The sequence below is a fragment of the Micromonospora sp. ZG13 genome (assembly GCF_059359355.1).
This window is the reverse complement of the sequence record NZ_JCADBQ010000009.1, coordinates 195,060-213,558: the sequence shown is the minus strand read 5'-3', so window position 1 is coordinate 213,558 and position 18,499 is coordinate 195,060. Positions and strand designations below refer to the sequence as shown.

At 73.3% G+C, this 18,499-nt stretch carries 19 protein-coding genes; 5 read left to right on the top strand and 14 right to left on the bottom strand.

The annotated features are described in order from the left end of the window. Nucleotides 1–89: 89 nt before the first annotated feature. The 7 genes from AC5L34_RS20135 to AC5L34_RS20105 form a co-directional block, all read right to left on the bottom strand. Complete coding sequence (locus tag AC5L34_RS20135; protein ID WP_441177623.1) at nt 90–1,550, bottom strand: SDR family NAD(P)-dependent oxidoreductase; 1,461 nt, start codon at nt 1,548–1,550, stop codon at nt 90–92. A gap of 139 nt (nt 1,551–1,689) precedes the next feature. Beyond that, the gene (locus AC5L34_RS20130) at nt 1,690–2,733 is read right to left on the bottom strand and encodes a fatty acid desaturase family protein (RefSeq protein ID WP_441177624.1); all 1,044 of its coding nucleotides are present in this window, start codon (nt 2,731–2,733) and stop codon (nt 1,690–1,692) included. After that, complete coding sequence (locus tag AC5L34_RS20125) at nt 2,730–3,113, bottom strand: DUF3618 domain-containing protein (protein WP_441177625.1); 384 nt, start codon at nt 3,111–3,113, stop codon at nt 2,730–2,732. The genes AC5L34_RS20130 and AC5L34_RS20125 overlap by 4 nt, the downstream gene beginning before the upstream one ends. Beyond that, entirely contained in the window at nt 3,110–3,550 is a 441-nt protein-coding gene (locus AC5L34_RS20120) for a phage holin family protein (RefSeq protein WP_441177626.1), read from the bottom strand. Before AC5L34_RS20120 ends, AC5L34_RS20125 begins: the two co-directional genes overlap by 4 nt. 129 nt (nt 3,551–3,679) lie before the next feature. Continuing rightward, the gene (locus AC5L34_RS20115; protein ID WP_441177627.1) at nt 3,680–3,895 is read right to left on the bottom strand and encodes a hypothetical protein; all 216 of its coding nucleotides are present in this window, start codon (nt 3,893–3,895) and stop codon (nt 3,680–3,682) included. A 169-nt stretch (nt 3,896–4,064) separates the two neighbouring features. Continuing rightward, entirely contained in the window at nt 4,065–4,922 is an 858-nt protein-coding gene (locus AC5L34_RS20110) for a SigB/SigF/SigG family RNA polymerase sigma factor (RefSeq protein ID WP_494826382.1), read from the bottom strand. A 91-nt stretch (nt 4,923–5,013) separates the two neighbouring features. Next, complete coding sequence (locus AC5L34_RS20105; RefSeq protein WP_441177629.1) at nt 5,014–5,742, bottom strand: GAF and ANTAR domain-containing protein; 729 nt, start codon at nt 5,740–5,742, stop codon at nt 5,014–5,016. A gap of 332 nt (nt 5,743–6,074) precedes the next feature. Here AC5L34_RS20105 and AC5L34_RS20100 point away from each other — a divergent pair, with 332 nt between their 5' ends. Beyond that, complete coding sequence (locus AC5L34_RS20100) at nt 6,075–6,461, top strand: LapA family protein (protein WP_494826380.1); 387 nt, start codon at nt 6,075–6,077, stop codon at nt 6,459–6,461. A gap of 93 nt (nt 6,462–6,554) precedes the next feature. On the opposite strand, the gene AC5L34_RS20095 is transcribed toward AC5L34_RS20100, so the two are convergent. Further along, entirely contained in the window at nt 6,555–6,971 is a 417-nt protein-coding gene (locus AC5L34_RS20095) for a sigma-70 family RNA polymerase sigma factor (RefSeq protein ID WP_441177631.1), read from the bottom strand. Between the two features lie 422 nt (nt 6,972–7,393). Here AC5L34_RS20095 and AC5L34_RS20090 point away from each other — a divergent pair, with 422 nt between their 5' ends. After that, the gene (locus AC5L34_RS20090) at nt 7,394–8,593 is read left to right on the top strand and encodes an ice-binding family protein (RefSeq protein ID WP_494826378.1); all 1,200 of its coding nucleotides are present in this window, start codon (nt 7,394–7,396) and stop codon (nt 8,591–8,593) included. 181 nt (nt 8,594–8,774) lie between these two features. On the opposite strand, the gene AC5L34_RS20085 is transcribed toward AC5L34_RS20090, so the two are convergent. The 5 genes from AC5L34_RS20085 to AC5L34_RS20065 all read right to left on the bottom strand — a co-directional run bounded on the left by AC5L34_RS20085 (nt 8,775) and on the right by AC5L34_RS20065 (nt 14,422). Then, complete coding sequence (locus AC5L34_RS20085) at nt 8,775–10,253, bottom strand: glycoside hydrolase family 130 protein (protein WP_441177633.1); 1,479 nt, start codon at nt 10,251–10,253, stop codon at nt 8,775–8,777. Beyond that, nucleotides 10,250–11,254 (bottom strand): glycosyltransferase, encoded by a 1,005-nt coding sequence (locus AC5L34_RS20080; RefSeq protein WP_494826403.1) that lies wholly within the window; start codon nt 11,252–11,254, stop codon nt 10,250–10,252. Before AC5L34_RS20080 ends, AC5L34_RS20085 begins: the two co-directional genes overlap by 4 nt. Before the next feature lie 29 nt (nt 11,255–11,283). After that, nucleotides 11,284–12,423, bottom strand: a complete 1,140-nt coding sequence (locus AC5L34_RS20075; protein ID WP_494826376.1) for a glycosyltransferase — start codon at nt 12,421–12,423, stop codon at nt 11,284–11,286. Between the two features lie 197 nt (nt 12,424–12,620). Then, nucleotides 12,621–13,634 (bottom strand): glycosyltransferase family 4 protein, encoded by a 1,014-nt coding sequence (locus tag AC5L34_RS20070; RefSeq protein WP_494826374.1) that lies wholly within the window; start codon nt 13,632–13,634, stop codon nt 12,621–12,623. Continuing rightward, nucleotides 13,631–14,422: a DUF5994 family protein gene (locus AC5L34_RS20065; RefSeq protein ID WP_441177638.1), complete on the bottom strand. Its 792-nt coding sequence runs from the start codon at nt 14,420–14,422 to the stop codon at nt 13,631–13,633. The genes AC5L34_RS20070 and AC5L34_RS20065 overlap by 4 nt, the downstream gene beginning before the upstream one ends. A gap of 580 nt (nt 14,423–15,002) precedes the next feature. Here AC5L34_RS20065 and AC5L34_RS20060 point away from each other — a divergent pair. The 3 genes from AC5L34_RS20060 (at nt 15,003) to AC5L34_RS20050 (ending at nt 17,798) form a co-directional block, all read left to right on the top strand. Next, nucleotides 15,003–15,746 (top strand): DUF8817 family protein, encoded by a 744-nt coding sequence (locus AC5L34_RS20060; protein WP_441177639.1) that lies wholly within the window; start codon nt 15,003–15,005, stop codon nt 15,744–15,746. An 88-nt stretch (nt 15,747–15,834) separates the two neighbouring features. Next, the gene (locus AC5L34_RS20055; protein ID WP_441177640.1) at nt 15,835–16,935 is read left to right on the top strand and encodes a calcium:cation antiporter; all 1,101 of its coding nucleotides are present in this window, start codon (nt 15,835–15,837) and stop codon (nt 16,933–16,935) included. 113 nt (nt 16,936–17,048) lie between these two features. Further along, nucleotides 17,049–17,798 carry a neutral zinc metallopeptidase gene (locus AC5L34_RS20050; protein ID WP_441177641.1) on the top strand — a complete coding sequence of 250 codons (750 nt, stop codon included), beginning with the start codon at nt 17,049–17,051 and terminating at the stop codon, nt 17,796–17,798. A gap of 16 nt (nt 17,799–17,814) precedes the next feature. Here the strand turns inward: AC5L34_RS20050 and AC5L34_RS20045 are convergent, their stop codons facing one another. Beyond that, nucleotides 17,815–18,363 carry a hypothetical protein gene (locus tag AC5L34_RS20045; RefSeq protein WP_494826371.1) on the bottom strand — a complete coding sequence of 183 codons (549 nt, stop codon included), beginning with the start codon at nt 18,361–18,363 and terminating at the stop codon, nt 17,815–17,817. Nucleotides 18,364–18,499 lie beyond the last annotated feature (136 nt).

The window sequence follows — 18,499 nt, the reverse complement described above, 5'->3', positions numbered from 1 at the left end:
AAGAATTTTTACACGAGGATGAAATCAGTGAAGAACTTTTACACAGCTGATCGACGGTTGGCAATAGCTTCGATCGATGGACGTGCCGGTCACCAGGCGCAGGGCGCGTAGTCCTTCAGGAAGCAGCCGTACAGGTCCTCGCCCTGCTCGCCACGGACGATCGGGTCGTACACCCGGGCCGCGCCGTCGACCAGGTCCAGCGGGGCGTGGAAGCCGGCGTCCGCCAGCCGCATCTTCGTCGGGTGCGGACGCTCGTCGGTGATCCAGCCGGTGTCGACGCTGGTCATCAGGATGCCGTCGGTCAGCATCTCCTGGGCGCTGGTGCGGGTCAGCATGTTCAGCGCGGCCTTGGCCATGTTGGTGTGCGGGTGCCCCGGGCCCTTGTAGCCGCGGCCGAACTGGCCCTCCATGGCCGAGACGTTCACCACGTACTTGCGGCGGGCCGGTGCCGCGGCCATCGCCGCCCGCAGACGGCTGACCAGCACGAACGGGGCCGTCACGTTGCACAGCTGCACTTCCAGCAGCTCCACCGGGTCCACCTCCTGCACCCGCTGCACCCAGCTGTTGACCGGGTCGAGGTCCGGCACCAGGCCGCCGGCGTCGATGGCGGTGGCCGCCGCGATCCGTTCCGGCGAGGCGGAGCCACTGGTCAGCGCGAGCGCCGTGAGCGCGTGCGGGGTGAGCGGAGTCGACTGCGGCGCGGCGGTCAGGCTGCCCGCCGGGTCGCTCCCGCCGGCAGGCTTGGCGAACGTGACGATCTCCGGCAGGGGACCGTCCGGCAGGGCCGCGGCCTCCGCGGCGACGAGCTGAGCGTACGCCCCGGGGCTGCGCCGTACGGTCTGCGCCGCGTTGTTGATCAGGATGTCGAGCGGACCCTGGCTGCTGACCGAGTCGGCGAGCGCGATCACCTGGGCGGGGTCGCGCAGGTCGATTCCGACGACCCGCAGCCGGTGCAGCCACTCCGCGCTGTCGGGCATCGCCGCGAACCGGCGCACCGCGTCGTGCGGGAACCGGGTGGTGACCGTGGTGTGCGCGCCGTCGCGCAGCAGCCGCAGCGCGATGTACATGCCGATCTTCGCCCGGCCGCCGGTGAGCAGCGCCCGCCGGCCGGTCAGGTCGGTGCGGGCGTCGCGGCGCTCCCGGTTGAGCGCCGCGCAGGTCGGGCAGAGCTGGTGGTAGAAGGCGTCCACCTCGCGGTAGCGCTGCTTGCAGACGTAGCAGCCGCGCGGGTTGTGCAGGAAGCCGGCCGTGGTGCCCTCGGTGGGGGAGGCGAGCGGGATCCCCTGGGTCTCGTCGTCGATCCGGCCCGGGGCGCCGGTGGCGGTGGCCGCCGTCACCGCGCGGTCCGCCGCCGCGATCGCGTCGCGCCGCTCCTCGCGCCGGCGCTGCTTGATCACCTTGTAGAGCCTCGCCGTGGCCCGCTGCACGCGCACCACGTCGGGGTGATCGGGAGGAAGGTCCTCCAACGCCTCGAAGACGCTGAGACAGATCTCCAGTCGGCCCTGGTCGATGCCGTCTTGACCGGTTTCCGTAATTTTGTCCGCCGCCATGCCGTCGCTGTCTCGTCCCGTTTCCCGCGCCGGGTCTTCCCGGCCCACGCCAAGTCCGACCCGGAACTGTACGCACCACGCCGGCACCAGCGCATCCCGCGCCCGTCGACCGGCCCGGGAACCGCCTCCCGGCCGTGTCTCAGCGGGGGCCGACGTCGTCGGCCGGCCGACTCGATCCGACCTCGTGCAGGTGCCCCAGCACCTGGGCCCACGAACGCGTCAGGCTGGTCTCGTGGTAGGGGATGGCGTGGTCGGCGCAGAACTGGCGGACCAGTGGCCGGGCGCGCCGGAGGTTGGGTCGCGGCATGCTGGGGAAGAGGTGGTGCTCGATCTGGTAGTTCAGGCCGCCGAGCAGGGCGTCGATGAACCAGTTGCCGCGCACGTTGCGGGAGGTGAGCACCTGGCGTCGGAGGTAGTCGAGCCGGTCGTCGGCGGCGAGGATCGGCATGCCCTTGTGGTTGGGGGCGAAGGCGCTGCCGAGATAGAGCCCGAGCAGGCCCTGGTTGACGAGGACGAACGCGACGGCCTGCGCCGGGCTCAGCACGAGCAGCACGGCCCCGAGGTATCCGACGACGTGCAGGGCCAGCAGCGCGGCCTCCGCGGGGCGTCGCCTGAGCCGACCCGGGCCGACGACCGCCTTGACGCTGTTGGCGTGCAGGTGCAGGCCCTCCAGCAGCAGCAGCGGAAAGAACAGGTACGCCTGGTACCGGACCACGACCGCGCCCGCCCCGCGCTGCCCCCGCGCCTGCTCCCGGGTGAACGACAACGGCCGGACGACGATGTCCGGGTCGTGGCCCTCGGTGTTGGGGTGCGCGTGATGGCGGTTGTGCTTGTCGATCCACCAGCCGTAACTGAGGCCGATCAGGAGATTGCCGTGCACCAGGCCGACCAGGTCGTTGGCGCGGCGGGTACGGAAGATCTGGCGGTGACCGGCGTCGTGACCGATGAACCCGGCCTGCGCGAAGACCACCGCCAGGACGGCTGCGACGCCCAGTTGCCACCACGACTCACCGAGCCACCCGAACAGCGCCCACGTGCCGACGTAGCACCCGCCGAGGGCGCCGATGCGCAGCGCGTAGTAACGACGCCGACGATCGAGCAGGCCCGCGCGCCGGATCACGCGCGACAGCTCCGCGTACTGACTGCCACCGTGGCGTTGGGTGTCGAGGGTGGCGTCGCTCATGGTCGACGCTCGTACTGACGCATCGTCACGACGAGACCAACGGTGGTGGCGACGACCACGACCAGGAGGGGGTGTCGGCGGGCGGCCGATCCGATCCCGCCCAGCCGGTCGCGAAGCGCACGGGCTGCTCCGTCGAGCCCCGCGCCGTCGGTCTTCGGCCGGGCGGTCTGAACCGCCTTCGCCGCCCTGTCGCGCAGCACCTGAGCCGAGTCGGTCAGGCGCCGCCGGGCCCGGCCCCCGATCTCGAGGGCACTGTCCCGACCCCGGGCCCGCACGTTGGTCCTGGCCGCCAGAGCCTGCACGGTGGCACCGAGTTCGGCGCGGGTCGCCTCGATGTCCGCACGGGTGCGATCCGGGTCGCTGCTCGCGTTCGGGGTCATCGTCCTCGTCCCTCCCTGGCCGCCTGCCGCACCGACTCCGCGTCCGCGCGTACGCTGTGCAGCGTCGCCTCCGGCTTGACGGGCATCGTCTGCTTCACCTGCTTCTTTCCGAACAGCGCCAGCAACCCGGCCATCGCGAAGAGAGCCACCGCGACGACCAGCGCGGCCACCCACGCCGGCATGAACTCGGCGAGGACCAGGACGAGCGCGGCGACGAGCGTTCCCGTCCCGAACAGCGCCAATCCGCCGGCGCCGCCGACCATCGCGGCGCCGGAGCCGGCGTGTCTACCCTTGGCGGTCAACTCCGCCCGGGCCAGCGCCAGTTCCTCCCGTACCAGGCGGGTGATCTGGTCCGTCGCACGCTGTACGAGTTCGGCGACCGTGACGTCCTCGCGTGGCCCGTCGGCCGCCCGGGCGCCGCTGGGCGGGTCACTCATCCGCCGTCACCTCCACAGGCAGTTGGGCACGCGCCGGGGCGCGTTCGTCCAGGGCCGTCGGGCGGGCGCCGCCTGGTCACGCCGGGCCGGCGTGGTGCCTGCCTGGTCGTGGGGCGGCGCTCCCCGTCCTCACCGCGCTGCGGCTGCCGATGACGCAGTCTGCTTGTCCCGGCCGGCCGCGCCGCCGGAGACCGGCATCCCGACCGTGCTCGCGTCGGCGAACGCGCCGTCGCGCAGGGCGGGAAGATCGCCGCCCATCGTGTCGCCCACGGCGCGACGGCGCCGAGCCCGTACGACGGCTGCCGCCGCCACCACCGCTGCCAGGGACATCGCCGCCGCCTGCATCAGCGGGACCCTCCTGCTACGTCGACGCCTCATGCCGCACTACCCCTCTCGGTTGCGAATCCGACCTTGTTCTCATCGTGGAGACAGCGCAGGGGCAGTGGGTGGCGATTCGGCGCATTCGACCCGGTCGGGGCATTCGGGCCGGTGATACGCCGCGGGCCGGGGACGGTCAGCGCGGCATGCCGGCACGGAGCCGGGCAAGGGACTGCTTCAGCAGCCGTGACACGTGCATCTGCGACAGCCCGCATCGCTCGGCGATCAGCTTCTGGGTCAGCTGGCCGTGGAACCGCAGCGTGAGGATCCGACGCTCCCGCGGGGGAAGGTCTGCCAGGAGCGACCGCAGTACGAGGTGATCGTCCACCCGGGCGAAGGCGGGATCGACGGCACCGATGAGCGCGAGCGTCCCGAGGTCGTCGGTGTCGTGACGCGGCGCGTCGAGCGACATCAGCCGGTAGGCCTGCGCCGCGAGGGCGGTGGCCTGGATCTCCTCGACGCGCACCTCAAGGTGCTCGGCAAGTTCCGCGGCACTCGGGTGGTGGCCCCGCGACTGCGTCAACTCCGCCGTGCCGGCGCGCATCCTGCCGTTCAGCTCCTGGGCCCGGCGCGGTACCCGCATCGCCCACGTGGTGTCGCGGAAGTGCCGACGGAGGGCACCGAGAATGCTCGGGACCGCGTAGCCGGAGAAGGGCACACCTCGCTCGACGTCGAACCCGTCGACCGCTCTGACCAGGGCCAGCGCCGCAACCTGCGCCAGGTCGTCGTACGGCTCGCCGCGTCCGGCGTACCGGCGGGCCAGCCGGTCGGCCATCGGCAGGCCGTTCTCGATGATCCGGACACGGAGCCTCGCGCGACCGGGATCGTCGCAGTCCAACGCGGCGAGGTGGCGCAGCGACTGCTCGCGGCTGTCCGGCACGTCGAACAGTCGAGGACGGCGAACGGCCGGGGTGGAGTCGAGCATCGTTGGACGCCCCTTCGGGTAGGTGGCGGCGATCTCGGCGGCCACCGGGGACCCGGGCGACAGCCTCACCGTACGCGCTGTCAGGGGTCCGTGCACCACGGGACGGAGCCCTGGCGGAACCCGGCGAGGAAGAGGACGCCGCCGGCGGCTGAGCCGATGCTCAGGTGGGCCGCCGAGCCGGCTGCACCGGTGGGAGCTGCTCGGAACCGTCGACGATCGCCCGGGCCAGATCGGACAGTGGCCGGTTGCGGCTGCGGGCGCTGTCGCGCAACAACGAGAACGCCTCTCCCACATCCAGCCGGAGACGCTCGGCGAGGACGCCCTTGGCCTGTTCGATCAGGACGCGGCTGTGCAGCGCGGTCTGCAACTGCTCGGCGAGGATGTCGCGTCGATGGATGGCGCGCTGCTGGAGCAGCCCGATGGTGGCCACGTCGGCCAGGGCCTGTCCGAGGCGGAGCCTGCCGTCGTCGAGCGCGCCCGGTCGGATGTCGAAGAGGTTCAGCGTTCCGATCACCTCGGAGCGCAGGCGCATGGGCAGGGCGTGAACCGCGGCGAACCCCACCTCGGCCGCGGCAGCCGCGAACCGGGGCCACCGGCCGGCGGTGGACAGTTCGACCACCGACACGGGGCGGCCCGTACGGAAGCAGTCCACGCAGGGACCCTGATCGGTCTGCAACTGGAACAACTCCAGCAGTCGGGTGCGTTCGGAGGAGGCGGCCACCACCTGGAGGGTGTCCCGCTGGTCTGTCAACAGCAGACCGGCCGCCGAGACGCCCAGCAACTGGACGCATCGTTCGGTCAGGGAGTGCAGGAACTCCAGCACGTCGAAATCGTCGACGAGCGTGTCGGCCATTTCCACGAACACATCGGACAACCGGATCTCGGTCATGTCGCTCACCCTCGTCGTACGGCTGTCCGCCGGCTCCGATCGTGGTCCGCGCCGTCGCTTTCCGGCCCCGGCGGACGGACGATCCGGGCGGCGCCCACACCGTACTCGGGAACCGGCTCCCGCGCGCGGCCTCGGGGGTGCCGGCGGCCCGGGCGCGGCGGGCCGCCGGCACGACCGCCGGGGCATCGAGGCGCGTACGATGGCAGTTGCCGCTCGAGACCCTGGTGGCCGACTGGTCCGCCGCTGGCGGACGCCCCTCCACCGCCCATGCCTGCGGTGGCTCATCCGGCTTCCAGGCATGTCGACCGTTCCTCGGAAGGTGGCGGTTCGTGATGACCGCACCGCAGAACCATCCCCACCCGACTCCTCCGGTCAACGGAGACCCACGACCCGAATCCGCTGCCCGGCTGGTGAACCGGATGCCGAGGGTGCAGCGCTCGCGGATGGGCGGCCTGTGGGTCGCCAGCGTCCTGTTCGCGGTCGTGCTCCTGTTGCTCCTGATCTTCGTGCTGCAGAACGGTCAACGCGCCGAGGTGTCGTTCCTCGGCGCGCACGGGACGTTGCCCATCGGTGTCGCCCTGCTGTTGGCCGCGGTCTTCGGCGTCCTGCTCGTCGCCCTCCCGGGCACCGCGCGCATCATGCAACTCCGGCTGCGTCAACGTCGCGCGACCGGGCGCCCCGACGCGGGACCCCCGCCTGGTCCGCAATCCACCCGGTGACCCGTACGTCCGCGTCACGTCAGGCACCGGTCTCCAGAACCGGTGCCTGACGCTCCCTGATTCCGCCGTCTCCACCCCGCCGGTGGACGGGCATCAGGCCGACGCCAGGCCCGCCTCCGGGTCACCGTGCGGCGGCTCTCCTTCCAGGATGGCGGCCAACTCGCGGCGGACGAGACCGTCGTAGCCCGTGGCGACGCGGGGCGCCGGTCCGTTGATCTCACGGAGCCGGTCCGCCGTCCGGCGGACGACGATCGCGGTCACCCAGGCGAGGCCGTCGAGCTGGCGGGATCCTGGCAGTGGCGCGAGCCGCCACACCTCGACGAAGACCGCCCGGGTCACCGCGACCGCGGGCGCCGGGCCGCCGAGGCTCTCCCGGACCCGGGCGAAGACGGCCGGGGCGAGACGGCGGTAGAAGCGACCGAAGGCGGCCGGGTCCCGATCGGCGATCCGCTTGACGAGATCGTCGACGGACTCGGGACCCGGGACGACGTAGCGGGTTGGGACAGGCATCCGATGCTCCCGGTGGTGTGCCTGCGGGGAAGGGGGCACCACCAGGGGCCGGGGCGGCTGCTGCGTGCCTCAGCCTACGGCACGACCCTGCCGCCCGACGGATCGCGCCGCCACCGTTCTTGTCGGCTTCCAAGTCTGGTGCCGGTCCACGAAGCGCCGTTCTGAATGGAGTGGCGGCCGGCTGCGAGATCGGGCCCTCAGGAGAGGGCGCGTCCGGTCGACGTGAGGATCGTTCCGGGTCTGCCGCTCACCGGTCGGCCTGGCGCCCCGCCGGTCGATGTGCGGCGACGATTTCGGGAGTTATTGGAGCATTGTGGCCATGAATGTGCAAAAGTCCGATCTACCTATATTTGCACTTGTGTGGCTCCCGGCCCGCTGTCCCGACAGTGCCGGCCGGAGACGCACCATGAGAGGGCCTCATCGTGACAGTCACCCGAATCCGTCATCTCCGGCGCGCGGCAATGCCGGCGCTCGCGGCCGTCGCCGCCGCCAGCGCGGCCGTCGCCGTGCTGATCGTCAGTGGCACCGGCGCCAGCGCCGCCGAGGCGCCGGTCGGCCTGGGCACAGCGGCGAACTTCTCCGTACTGGCCGGCTCCACCGTGACCAACACCGGTCCGAGCTTCCTGGCGCAGAGCCTCGGCGTCCACCCCGGCAACACCGCGCCCGGCTTCCCGCCCGGCGTCGTCGGCGGCGAGATCCACCTCGGCGACGCCGTCGCCCTGCAGGCCAAGGACGACCTGACCACCGCGTACAACGACGCCGCCGGTCGGACTCCCTTCACCAACCTGCCGGCGGAACTCGGCGGCGCCACGCTCACCCCGGGGGTGTACCGCATCGGCGCCGCGCAACTGACCGGCCAGCTGACGCTCAACAGCCAGGGTGACCCGGCGGCGGTGTTCATCTTCCAGATCGCCTCCACCCTCATCACCGCCTCCAACAGCAGCGTCGTGTTCATCAACGGCGCCTCGCCCTGCAACGTCTACTGGCAGGTGGGCAGCTCGGCGACGCTCGGCACCGGCACCCGGTTCATGGGCAACATCCTGGCCCAGACCTCGATCAGCATGAACACCGGCGCGACCCTGCAGGGCCGGGCCCTGGCCCGGACCGGCGCCGTCACCCTCGACACCAACACCATCAACGCCCCCGTCTGTCTCCAGCCGACAGGAAGCCCGACCACCACCCCCACGGGCACTCCGACGGGCCAGCCCACCGGCACGCCGACGGGCACTCCGACGGGCACGCCGACCGGTACCCCCACGGGCACTCCGACGGGCACGCCGACCGGTACCCCCACGGGCACTCCGACGGGCACGCCGACCGGTACCCCCACGGGCACTCCGACGGGCACGCCGACCGGTACCCCCACGGGCACTCCGACGGGCACGCCGACCGGTACCCCCACGGGCACCCCGACCGGACAGCCCACCGGTACCCCCACGGGCACCCCGACCGGACAGCCCACGGGTACCCCGACCGGGTTCCCGACCCCGAGCCGCACGCAGCTGCCGGTGACCGGTGGTAGCGGCGGTGGCGCGCTGGTCCCCGTGCTGACGGGCCTCGGCAGCCTCGCCGTCGCCACCGGCGCGAGCCTGCTCTTCCTCTACCGCCGCAGGACCTCCTAGGCCTGACGGGGTGGGCCCCGGCGGCCGGTCACCGGCAGCCGGGGCCCGCACCGCTAGGGCACGAGTTTCCGTCACCCGACGGCATCTTCCACAAAGGTGCCGTCGGGTGACGGCTTCGTGCGATCGACCGGCCCGAGGTCGATGAGGTTCCCGGCCGGTAGGTCCGCCGGGCGGTCTGCGCTCAGCCGGAGCGGTGGTCGACCATCGCCTCGACCAGCGCGTCGAGGGGTACGGTGGCGAAGCCGACCCGGGCGTCGCTGGCCCCGTACGGCAGCCAGAGCAGCCCGTCGTGGAGCAGGCCGCCGCAGGAGTAGACGACGTTCGGCACGTATCCTTCGCGCTCGGTGTCGTCGGGGGCCAGCAGCGGCCCGGGCAGTTCCGCGAGCACCCGCTCCGGCCGGTGCAGGTCGAGCAGCAGGGCCCCGATGGCGTAGCGGCGCATCGGACCGACGCCGTGGGTGAGCACCAGCCAGCCCGCCGCCGTCTCGACGGGCGATCCGCAGTTGCCGACCTGGATGAGCTCCCAGCCGCGGCGCGGCCCGTGCAGCGGCACCGGCGCCTGCCAGGACCCGTCGTCGGCCAGGACGGTCAGGCCGATGGTCTCGCCGTCGGAGCGGCAGAGCGCCAGGTGCCGGCCGTCGACGGTCCGGGGAAAGAGCGCCATCCCCTTGTTCCGGGCGCCCGGTCCGCGCATCGGGTCGATCCGGAACCGGGTCAGATCGTCGCTGGCCAACCTCCGGGCGGCGATGTGGCGACCGTCGTACGCGGTGTACGTCGCCTGGTACGTCGGGGTGCCGGCGTCGTCGACGAACCTGACGAACCGGGCGTCCTCCATGCCGTTGCTCTCCGCCGCGGTGGCCGGCCAGAGCACCCGCTCGTGCAGGAGGGTGTCGGCCGGGAAGGCGACGGCGTAGCTGGCCGCGGAGAGCCGGCGCAGCTGCTCCAGGGTGTCCGTGGTGGTATGGCGGTACAGCAGGTCGGGTGGCAGCGCGGCCAGTGTCCGTTCCAGGCCGGCCTCGTCGTACCGCTCCGGCAGGGCGGCCAGCACGGTCGCGCAGACCTCGTTGTCCCAACCCTCCTCGCGTAGCCCGGCGGCGAGCAGGTCCCGTCGGTGATGGACGTGGCTGCGTCGGCCGCTCACCAGCGGTCCCGAGCGCCTTCGCACGGCGAGGCGGCTCCCGGGCCCCAGCACGGCGCTGGCGAACCCGATGGAGGAGAGGTGACCCTCTCCGATCTGGCGCAGGCTGACCGCCACCCGCAGCTGCCCCGGGTGCAGCCCGGACTGGTCGGGATGGGCCACCATGGACGGATTGCACAGGGCCGCGGCCTCGACGGCGTACTCGTGGCTGAAGTAGGCGCCGACCAGCAGCCGCGCGGTGGGGGAGAGCTGCCGGCTGCGTTCGACCCGGTGCCGGACGAGCTCGTAGTGGTGCCGGAAGGTGCCCTCCAGGTCGCGGTGCCGGTCGCCGAAGTCGCGCAGGGTCCGCCGGAGCAGGAGCCGCGTCTCGTCCGGGTCGAGGCTCGCGATCCGGTCGACGAGGTCGTGCGCGCGGGTGCGCGCCACCGCGGCGTCCTCTCCCGGGACGAAGAGCTTGACGACGACCCGTCGGGGATCGGGAGCGAGCGTGTGGCTCTGGCGGGTGGCCAGGATCCCGGTCACGACCACTGCCGGGCGTGCTGGAGGGTGGAGATCAGCGCCAGGGTCGACTCGGCGCCCTGGTTGAAGTTGGGGCCGTGCGGGGTGAGCCCGTCGTAGCCGCCGCCGGTCGCCGGGTCCCACATGGCCATGCCGAGGTCGTTGTGACCCAGGAACCATCCGACGGCCCGCCCGAGCGCGATCCTCCAGGCCGGGTCGCCGGTGATCGCGGCGGCGGTCGCGCACGCGTCGGCGAGGGCGGCGACCTCGATGGGCTGCTGGTCGTGCCGCGGACGAGCGCCGTCGCGCCGCCAGCCGCCGACGGGTACGACCGAGAGCCGCCCGTCGCGCACCTGCACCTCGCACAGCCAGGTCAACATCCGCAGCCCGTCGGCGAGCAGTGCGGCGTTCCCGCGCAGGTGGCCGGCGGCGATGACGACCTCCGCGAGGGCGGCGCTGGCGTAGCTGAGCCGCTGCTGCGGCCACGGCCAGCGCGGGTCGGGATCGCCGGCACCGACCGCCCCGGCGGCGTCGTCGAGCAGCGCCCCCGCCACGGCGTGCCCGGGATGGCGGCGCAGCACCTCGGCGGCGCCCAGCCCGGCGAAGGCCATGGCGTGCGGCGCGGCCGACCGCCGGGCCGCACCGCGGCTGAAGGCCACGAGCGCCTCGGTGCGGATCCAGTCGGCGGGGTTGCGGGCGGCGGCCGTCCCCAGCCCCCACAGCGCCCGCCCCCACCAGTCACCGAGACCGGGCTGGTCGGTCCAGCGCCGGTCGTGGCCGAGGCGGTTGTGGAAGGCGCCGCGACCGTCCTGGGCGTGGGTGAGGAAGGCCAGGTAGCACTCGGCCAGCCCGAGCACCTGCGCCGACGGTTCCGGCTCCCGGCTGGCGACCAGCAGACCCCGGGCGACGTCGTCGGTGCAGTAGCCGTGTTCCCGACGGACGATGGCGTGCCGGGCGTGCTCGAAGAGGCCGGTGTCGTCACTGAGCCGGGCCAGGTGGGTGAGACTCGGCGCGGGTACCGGCATGCCGGCGCCGGACCGGTCGCCCGACGTGGTCACGCCGCTGCCGGGGTGACGGTGGGCGACCGGCCGGCGACGAGCCGCCCGGCGAGGGCCTCGTACCGCGCCGCCACCGACGGCCAGCGCAGGTCCGCCGCGATCGGTCGGGAGCGCCCGGCGAGGTTCGCGGACAGGCCGGGTTCGGTGAGGATCCGCCGGATCGCGTCCGCCAGTGCCGCCGGGTCCCGATGGGGTACGACCAGCCCGGGGCCGCCGGTGAGCAACTCGACGGCGTGCGGGAAGGGCGTGGCGACGACGGGGACGCCGGCGGCCACCGCTTCGGTCAGGACGCCGGAGGTCACCTGTTCGGTCGAGTCGTAGGGCAGCACGACCACGTCGGCGGAGCGGATCAGCGCGCCGAGCGTGGCCTGGTCCTGGTACGCGGCCTGGTAGTCCACGCAGTGCGCGACGCCGAGTTCGGCGCCGAGGCGGTGCAGGCCGGCCCGGTACGCCTCGCCCTGGTGCTCGATCACCTTCGGATGGGTCCGGCCGGCGACGGTGTACGTGGGGGTCGGGTCCAGGTCCTGCAACCGGGCCAGCGCCCGCAACGCCCACTCGATTCCCTTGCCCGGCCCGAGCAGTCCCCAGGTGAGCAGGTGCGGGCGGGTGCGCCGCAGGGTGGGCGCGCCCACCGGATCGGCGGCCCCGTGCGGGATCACCGACACCTTCGCGGGGTCGACGGCGTAGCCGACGAGCAGCCGGTCGTGGGCGGTGCCGGTCATCGTGACGACCGCGCCGGCGGCGGCCACGATCTGCTCCAGCAGCGTCTTCTGCCGGGCCGAGGGCTGACGGAGCACGGTGTGCAGGACCACGATGCTCGGCACGGTGAGCCGGCGCAGCACCGGCAGGACGTCCTCGCCGTCGGTTCCCGGGTAGATGCCGTACTCGTGCTGCACGACGGCCACGTCGAAGGCGTTGAGCGCCGCGGCGGCGCCCCGCCAGCCGACCGCGTTCCGCGTGGACCAGGTGTGCACGACGCCCGGTTCCGGGCGCGGGGAGTCGCCGGGGGCGGTGACCCGCACGACGCCGCCGGGCGGTCCGCCGGCGGTGAGATGGGCGGCGAGGGCCGCGTTGAAGGTGGCCAGCCCGCACCGGGTCGGCGGGTGGGTGCTCAGGAAGCCATAACGGGTGGACATCGGGTGCCGTGCCTTCCGGTTGTCGGCCGCCACCGAGGGACGGGGCGGGCCTCACGAGGTAACGGCGCGCGTCGGCCGAGTGGGCGGCCGACGGACGGGTTCACCGGCGACCGCCGCGTCAACGGGGTGGGGCCGGTGGCGGACCGGGGTCGAGTGGGAGCCGGACTTGTTGGTGGGACCTGGGCGCGTGGAGGACGTCAGCGTTCGGGGCGACGGGTGAGGTCGTCGTAGACGGCGAGGTAGTCGGTGACCATCCGGTCGGCGCCGAAGCGCTGCCGGGCCCGGGCCCGGCAGGCGGCGCGGTCGATCGACGTCACCCGACCGACCGCCTCGACGGCCTGCTCGGCGGTCCGCACGAGCAGCCCCGTCACCCCCTCGTCGACCACCTCGGGCATCGACCCACGGGCGTACGCCACGACCGGTGTGCCGCAGGCCATCGACTCCACCACCGACAGGCCGAACGGTTCGTCGAAGGCGACGGGGTGCAGCAGGGCGGCGGCGCCGCCCAGGACCTCGCCGCGGCTGCGTGGGCCCACGGCGCCGAGGAAGGTGACCCGCTCGCCGTCGACGTGCGGCGCCACCTGCTCGCTGAAGTACCGCTCGTCCTGCACGATGCCGCAGATGGTCAGCGGCCGGCCGGCCCGCCGGGCGATCTCGATGGCGGTGTGGGTGCCCTTGTCGGGATGGATCCGGCCGAAGGCCACCAGGCCGGGGCCGGGGTCCGGGGTGAACGGCAGCCCGTCCAGGTCGACCCCGTGGTACACGGTGGCGAGGTAGTCGAGCCCCCGGACCCGGTCGGCGTCGGAGATGGAGACGTATGCCGAGCGGCCCTTCTCGTACGCCGGCAGGATCCCCGCCCCGGAGAAGCCGTGCACGGTGGTCAGCAGCGGGGCGTCGCAGTGCGCGGCGAAGGCCAGCGGCAGCCAGTCCAGGTGACTGTGCACGAGGTCGAACTCGGCGGAGCGGGCCAACGCGTGGGAGACGTGCATCGCCTCCCAGACCCGCCCGTCCATGCCCTGATCCTCGGCGTAGCCGCGTGGGCACACCCCGTCCAGGGCGGCGGAGGTGATCGAGTCCAACGTGGCGAAGAGCGTCACGTCCACACCCCGCGCGACGAGGCCTTCGGCCAGGAGGCCGGTCACCTGTTCCCACGGACCGTAGTGGCGCGGCGGCGTCCGCCAGGCCACCGGGCCCAGCAGGGCCACTCTCACCGTGTCGTCGACCCGTCCAGTTCGGCGAGGTCGAGACGCAGGGTCGCGAGCAGCCCGGCGTGCCGGGTGGTGTCGACCTGCGCCGGCAGTTCCCGTTCGACCCAGTCGGCCCTGGTGTGCTGGCCGCGCCGACGCAGTGCGGCGACGATCGTGTGCCGGGAAACTGTCATGGTCTGCTCCTTGGTGGTGATGGTGAGAAGGTCGCCGGTGCGCCGCTGCCTGGGGGGCGCTGTCGGGGCGGGCATCCCGGCCGGTCCAACGTCGGCCGGGCGGGAAGGGGCGTCGGGGTCGGTGCGGAGACGGCCGCCCTCGCCCTCCCAGGTGTGCCTGTCGGCGCTGCCGGTCCGCGCGGCGGACGTCGTGCCCGCGGCGGCGAGCAGATTCGGTGAACGCACCAGGTTGCCGGCGGTGACGGCGAGCGCCATCGCCGCCTCGGCCAGGCCGACGGGGGTCTGCGGCGGGACGACCAGCAGGTCGACCCGGTCGTCGTTGAGGCAGATCGCGGTCAGCAGGGTGGCGGGCTGGCTGGCGAAGTAGCCCACCCGCACCACCCTGCCGTCGACGGCCAGGCGGCGCGGGTTGCCGTCCCAGACGTCGGCGTTGAGGACCAGCCGGACGATCGGCCCGTGCAGCAGGTCGATGGCGAGGACGAGGCCGGGCAGCTCGGCGAGCGGATCCGTCGAGCGGGGCCACCAGCCGCCGTCGAGCAGCGTACGCGTGGTGCGCGTCGGTTCGATCCGCAGGCGCGGCGGCGATGGGGGAGCGAGTGCGTGGGTCGTTGGCGTCATGTCGGATTCCTCATCGCCGTGACCGCGGCGTAGCGGTGGGGTCGTGCGTCAGCGTCGCGTCCTGCGCCGGGCGGACGCCCGGTGCGCCGACCCGCCCGGTCGGATCGTCGGTTGCCCCGCTCGGGGGTGCGGTACGGGCGGTGCCGGTCACCGTGGTGTCGACCGCGAGCGTCGCGCGGGTCAACGGCACCCTCGGCCGCTGGCAGGTGAGAAGGACTTCCCGGAGCTGGTGCGTCGTGCCACCGCGAAGGACGCGGTGATCGAGGCGGGCCGGATGACCGTCGGATCGGGTCGGACGTCGCGTGCCCTCGGGCGGAGCCGGCGTGGCGGGCACCCTCAGGAGTGGGATGCCGTCGTTTCCGGGATGCCCCCAGCCTACGCCTGCCCGGGCCGGTCCGCGCGGCACCGACGTCCCGTCAACGCACTGAACCCACACCCCGCCCCCCGATGCACGCGGCCGACGGCGAGCTCGCGCGCCGCTGCGCCCTCCTGGCCGGCCGAGCACCGCCCGAGGGGCACACGTCACGCCCGGCGCGCTGGCACAATGGCCGGGCCGTCGACGGGGGATTGGGGCGCAGCGATGACCGAGCACCGCATCCAGCCGAACGAGACCACGGTGCCGTTGCTGCACTGCGTGTCGGCGGAGGAGACCCTGGCGTTCTGGCGCGCGCTCGGCTTCGAGGTCACCTACGAGCAGACGAAGCCGTACCTCTACCTGGCGTTCCGCTGGAGCGGGTTCGAGCTGCACTACGGCGGCGCGCCGAGCGGCGTGGACCCGTCGGCCGAGAGCACCGGCGGCTGCCTGGTGATGGTCGACGCGGTCGCGCCCTACCACGCGGCGTTCAGCGAGGCGATGCGCCGCACCCACGGCAAGGTGCTCGCCAAGGGGCGCCCCCGGATGACCCGCTACCGCCCCGGCGCGTCCCGGTTCAGCGTCGTCGATCCGTCGGGAAACACCATCGTCTTCATCCAGCGCGACGAGCCGGCGGAGCTGGAGTACGGCGGCGCGAAGTGGTTGCCGGGCCTGGCCCGGGTCCTCGACAACGCGCGGATCCTGCGGGAGTTCAAGAGCGACGACCTGGCCGCCTTCCGGGCGCTCAACTCGGGGCTGCGCCGGCACGGCGACGCCGCGCCGGCGGTGGAGCAGGCGTTGGCGCTGGCCGGGTTGATCGAGCTGTCGCTCGCGCTGGAGAAGCCGGAGCTGGTGCCCGACTGGGGCGCCCGGCTCGCGGCGCTGCCGCTGACCGCGCCGGAGCGGACGCAGGTGCGGCAGGCGGTCGCCGAGCCCGCCGTACTCGAGGCGTGGCTGCCGGACGCGACCTGAGGTCCCTGGCCGGGGACGGTGGCCCCGAGTCGCAACCCGAGGCGTCGGTACGCGTTCAGCCGGCCGTCTGCTCTGCGAAGGTTGGGGCATGGCCGCGCCGTTTCGCTCACGTCTGACCGACTGGACCGTGTTCGTCCCGCTGCTGGCGATCCTGGTGTTGATCCTGACCTGGGGGCGTGACCTCTCCGGTCCCGTCGTGGTGGTCGTGGCCCTGCTGCTGGCGGGCGCGGTGCTGGCCGCCGTGCACCACGCCGAGGTGGTGGCCCACAAGGTGGGGGAGCCGTACGGCTCGCTCGTGCTCGCCGTGGCCGTCACCGTCATCGAGGTGGCCCTGATCGTCACGCTCATGATCAGCGGCGGCGAGAAGACGCAGTCCCTCGCGCGCGACACCGTCTTCGCCGCCGTGATGATCACCTGCAACGGCATCCTCGGGCTGTCGCTGCTGATCGGGGCGCTGCGCCGACGGGTGGCGGTGTTCAACTCCGAGGGCACCGGCGGGGCGCTGGCCACCGTGACCACCCTCGCCGCGCTGAGCCTCGTGGTGCCGACCTTCACCACCAGCCGGCCGGGACCGCAGTTCACCCCGGCGCAGCTCGCCTTCGCCGCCGTGGTCTCGCTCGCACTCTACGGCCTGTTCGTCATGCTGCAGACCGGCCGCCACCGCGACTACTTCCTGCCCGTCGACAACCAGGGGCGGGTGCTCGACACCGAGGGGCACGCCGAGCCGCCGTCCGGCCGGGCCGCCCTGCTCAGCCTGGGACTGCTGCTGGTGGCGCTGGTCGCCGTGGTGGGCGACGCCAAGTCGGTCTCCCCGGCGATCGAGTCGGCCGTGGCCGTGGCGAACCTGCCCCCGTCCTTCGTGGGGGTGGTCATCGCGCTGCTGGTGCTGCTGCCCGAGACGCTCGCCGCCGCCCGGGCCGCCCGCCGCGACCGGGTGCAGATCAGTCTGAACCTGGCCCTGGGCTCGGCCATGGCCAGCATCGGGCTGACCATCCCGGCGATAGCGCTCGCGTCGATCTGGTTGGAGGGCCCGCTGCTGCTCGGTCTCGGCGGCACCCAGGTGACCCTGCTCGCCCTCACCGTCGTCACAAGCGTGCTGACCGTGGTGCCGGGGCGGGCCACCGTGCTCCAGGGCGGCGTGCACCTGGTGCTGCTCGCCGCCTTCGTCTTCCTCGCCGCGAGCCCCTGACCGTCCCCGGGCCGGTGAACCGGCGGCCCCGCCGCCGTGTGCGTCCGTGTCCGGGCATGAGGGACCCACCACGGGGGTACTGCACGCCGCGACGCCGACGCCGGGAGGGCACAGTGACGACGCGCCTGGGACGCCGACCGCGAAGCTCGCTGGCCGGCCTGCTGGTGGCCCTCGTCGCGGCGGCCGGGTGCGTGGTCGGCGGGGTGTCCGAACCCGAGGGACAGCAGCCCGCGCCACGGCGACCCGGCGGCGCCACCTCGCCGGGCGACGAGCAGACCCGGGCCGACGGCACCACCAGCGTCGCGGAGTTCCGGCAGGACGTCGCCGACGCGCAGAGCATCGCCGAGCGGTACTGGGCTGCCCAGTTCCGGGCCTCGGGACAGCGGTTCCGCCCGATCCGCCGGATCATCCCGTACCAGCGGGCGGGGGAGGTCTCCTGCGGCGGGCAGCCGCTGCCGCGCAACAACGCCGTCTACTGCTCGGCGGGCGACTTCATCGCCTACGACGTGAACTGGTCGGTGGCCGCGTTCCGCCAGGTCGGCGACGCCTTCGTGTTCTACCTGCTCGGCCACGAGTACGCGCACGGCATCCAGGCCCGGCTCGGCATCCGCTACTCCTACACCATCCAGCAGGAGTTGCAGGCCGACTGCATGGCCGGGGCCTACCTCGGCGACTCGGTACGCGCGAAGGCGCTGCGGCTCGCCGACGGCGACCTGGAGGAGTTCCGGGAGGGGCTGCTGGCCGTCGGTGACGCCCCCGACCAACCCTGGTTCGCCGAGGGCGCCCACGGCACCGCCGAGCAGCGCACCGAAGCGTTCTTCCGCGGCTACGAGCAGTCCCTGGACGCCTGCGGCCTGAGCTGAACCCGCCGCGGCGGCGCTAGTTCCACCACTGCCGCACCCACACCTGCGCCCCGCCGCCGTTGTCGCCGAGGTTCGGGTCGTTGAAGGAGAAGATGAGCCGCGACGGCGCACCGCCGTTGGAGTAGAGCATGCAGCCGCTGTCGGCGCCGACCGGGAACCACCGGCCCGAGGTGTAGGTGAGCCCGTTGCGCAGCACCAGCATGGATCCGGAGGTCACCTTCGCGATCAGCGCGTACCGGGGGGCGTCGGGCGCGGGCCAGCCGCTGCCGGCCAGCGGCAGCTCGCCGGAGATGGACTTCCGGGTGCCCCAGTGGTCGATGCGGATCGTGCCTATGGCCGACGCCCGGAACACGTCCCGGTCGACCATGCCCACCGGCGAGGGCCACGTGGTGTGCACGTTGCCCGGCGCGAACCAGTCCCGCTCATCCTCGTGCTGGGGGGTCTCCAGGTCGTAGCAGCGTTCCAACGGCAGGCTCGCCGCGGCGGCCGGCCCCGCCGGCCAGATCGCGACGGCTGCGGCGAGCAGGACCACGGTGCACCGGGAGACCAGGGATCGGACGCGCATGGCGACCTCCGCGCGAGGGCCGCCGTGGCGGCGGCCGGTTGTCCCCGAGTCTCGCGTGCGGGCGCAACCCGTCGGCCACGTCACCCCGCGACACCTGGGCGCGCGCCGGCGCCGTGCCGGCTGAGAGGATCCCCGG

What these genes read in the sequence shown, in the direction of transcription:
- AC5L34_RS20135 (WP_441177623.1), bottom strand. Translation starts at nt 1,550, where the DNA reads ATGGCGGCGGACAAAATTACGGAAACCGGTCAAGACGGCATCGACCAG.
- AC5L34_RS20130 (WP_441177624.1), bottom strand. Translation starts at nt 2,733, where the DNA reads ATGAGCGACGCCACCCTCGACACCCAACGCCACGGTGGCAGTCAGTAC.
- AC5L34_RS20125 (WP_441177625.1), bottom strand. Translation starts at nt 3,113, where the DNA reads ATGACCCCGAACGCGAGCAGCGACCCGGATCGCACCCGTGCGGACATC.
- AC5L34_RS20120 (WP_441177626.1), bottom strand. Translation starts at nt 3,550, where the DNA reads ATGAGTGACCCGCCCAGCGGCGCCCGGGCGGCCGACGGGCCACGCGAG.
- AC5L34_RS20115 (WP_441177627.1), bottom strand. Translation starts at nt 3,895, where the DNA reads ATGCAGGCGGCGGCGATGTCCCTGGCAGCGGTGGTGGCGGCGGCAGCC.
- AC5L34_RS20105 (WP_441177629.1), bottom strand. Translation starts at nt 5,742, where the DNA reads ATGACCGAGATCCGGTTGTCCGATGTGTTCGTGGAAATGGCCGACACG.
- AC5L34_RS20100 (WP_494826380.1), top strand. Translation starts at nt 6,075, where the DNA reads ATGACCGCACCGCAGAACCATCCCCACCCGACTCCTCCGGTCAACGGA.
- AC5L34_RS20095 (WP_441177631.1), bottom strand. Translation starts at nt 6,971, where the DNA reads ATGCCTGTCCCAACCCGCTACGTCGTCCCGGGTCCCGAGTCCGTCGAC.
- AC5L34_RS20080 (WP_494826403.1), bottom strand. Translation starts at nt 11,254, where the DNA reads ATGCCGGTACCCGCGCCGAGTCTCACCCACCTGGCCCGGCTCAGTGAC.
- AC5L34_RS20075 (WP_494826376.1), bottom strand. Translation starts at nt 12,423, where the DNA reads ATGTCCACCCGTTATGGCTTCCTGAGCACCCACCCGCCGACCCGGTGC.
- AC5L34_RS20065 (WP_441177638.1), bottom strand. Translation starts at nt 14,422, where the DNA reads ATGACGCCAACGACCCACGCACTCGCTCCCCCATCGCCGCCGCGCCTG.
- AC5L34_RS20060 (WP_441177639.1), top strand. Translation starts at nt 15,003, where the DNA reads ATGACCGAGCACCGCATCCAGCCGAACGAGACCACGGTGCCGTTGCTG.
- AC5L34_RS20055 (WP_441177640.1), top strand. Translation starts at nt 15,835, where the DNA reads ATGGCCGCGCCGTTTCGCTCACGTCTGACCGACTGGACCGTGTTCGTC.
- AC5L34_RS20045 (WP_494826371.1), bottom strand. Translation starts at nt 18,363, where the DNA reads ATGCGCGTCCGATCCCTGGTCTCCCGGTGCACCGTGGTCCTGCTCGCC.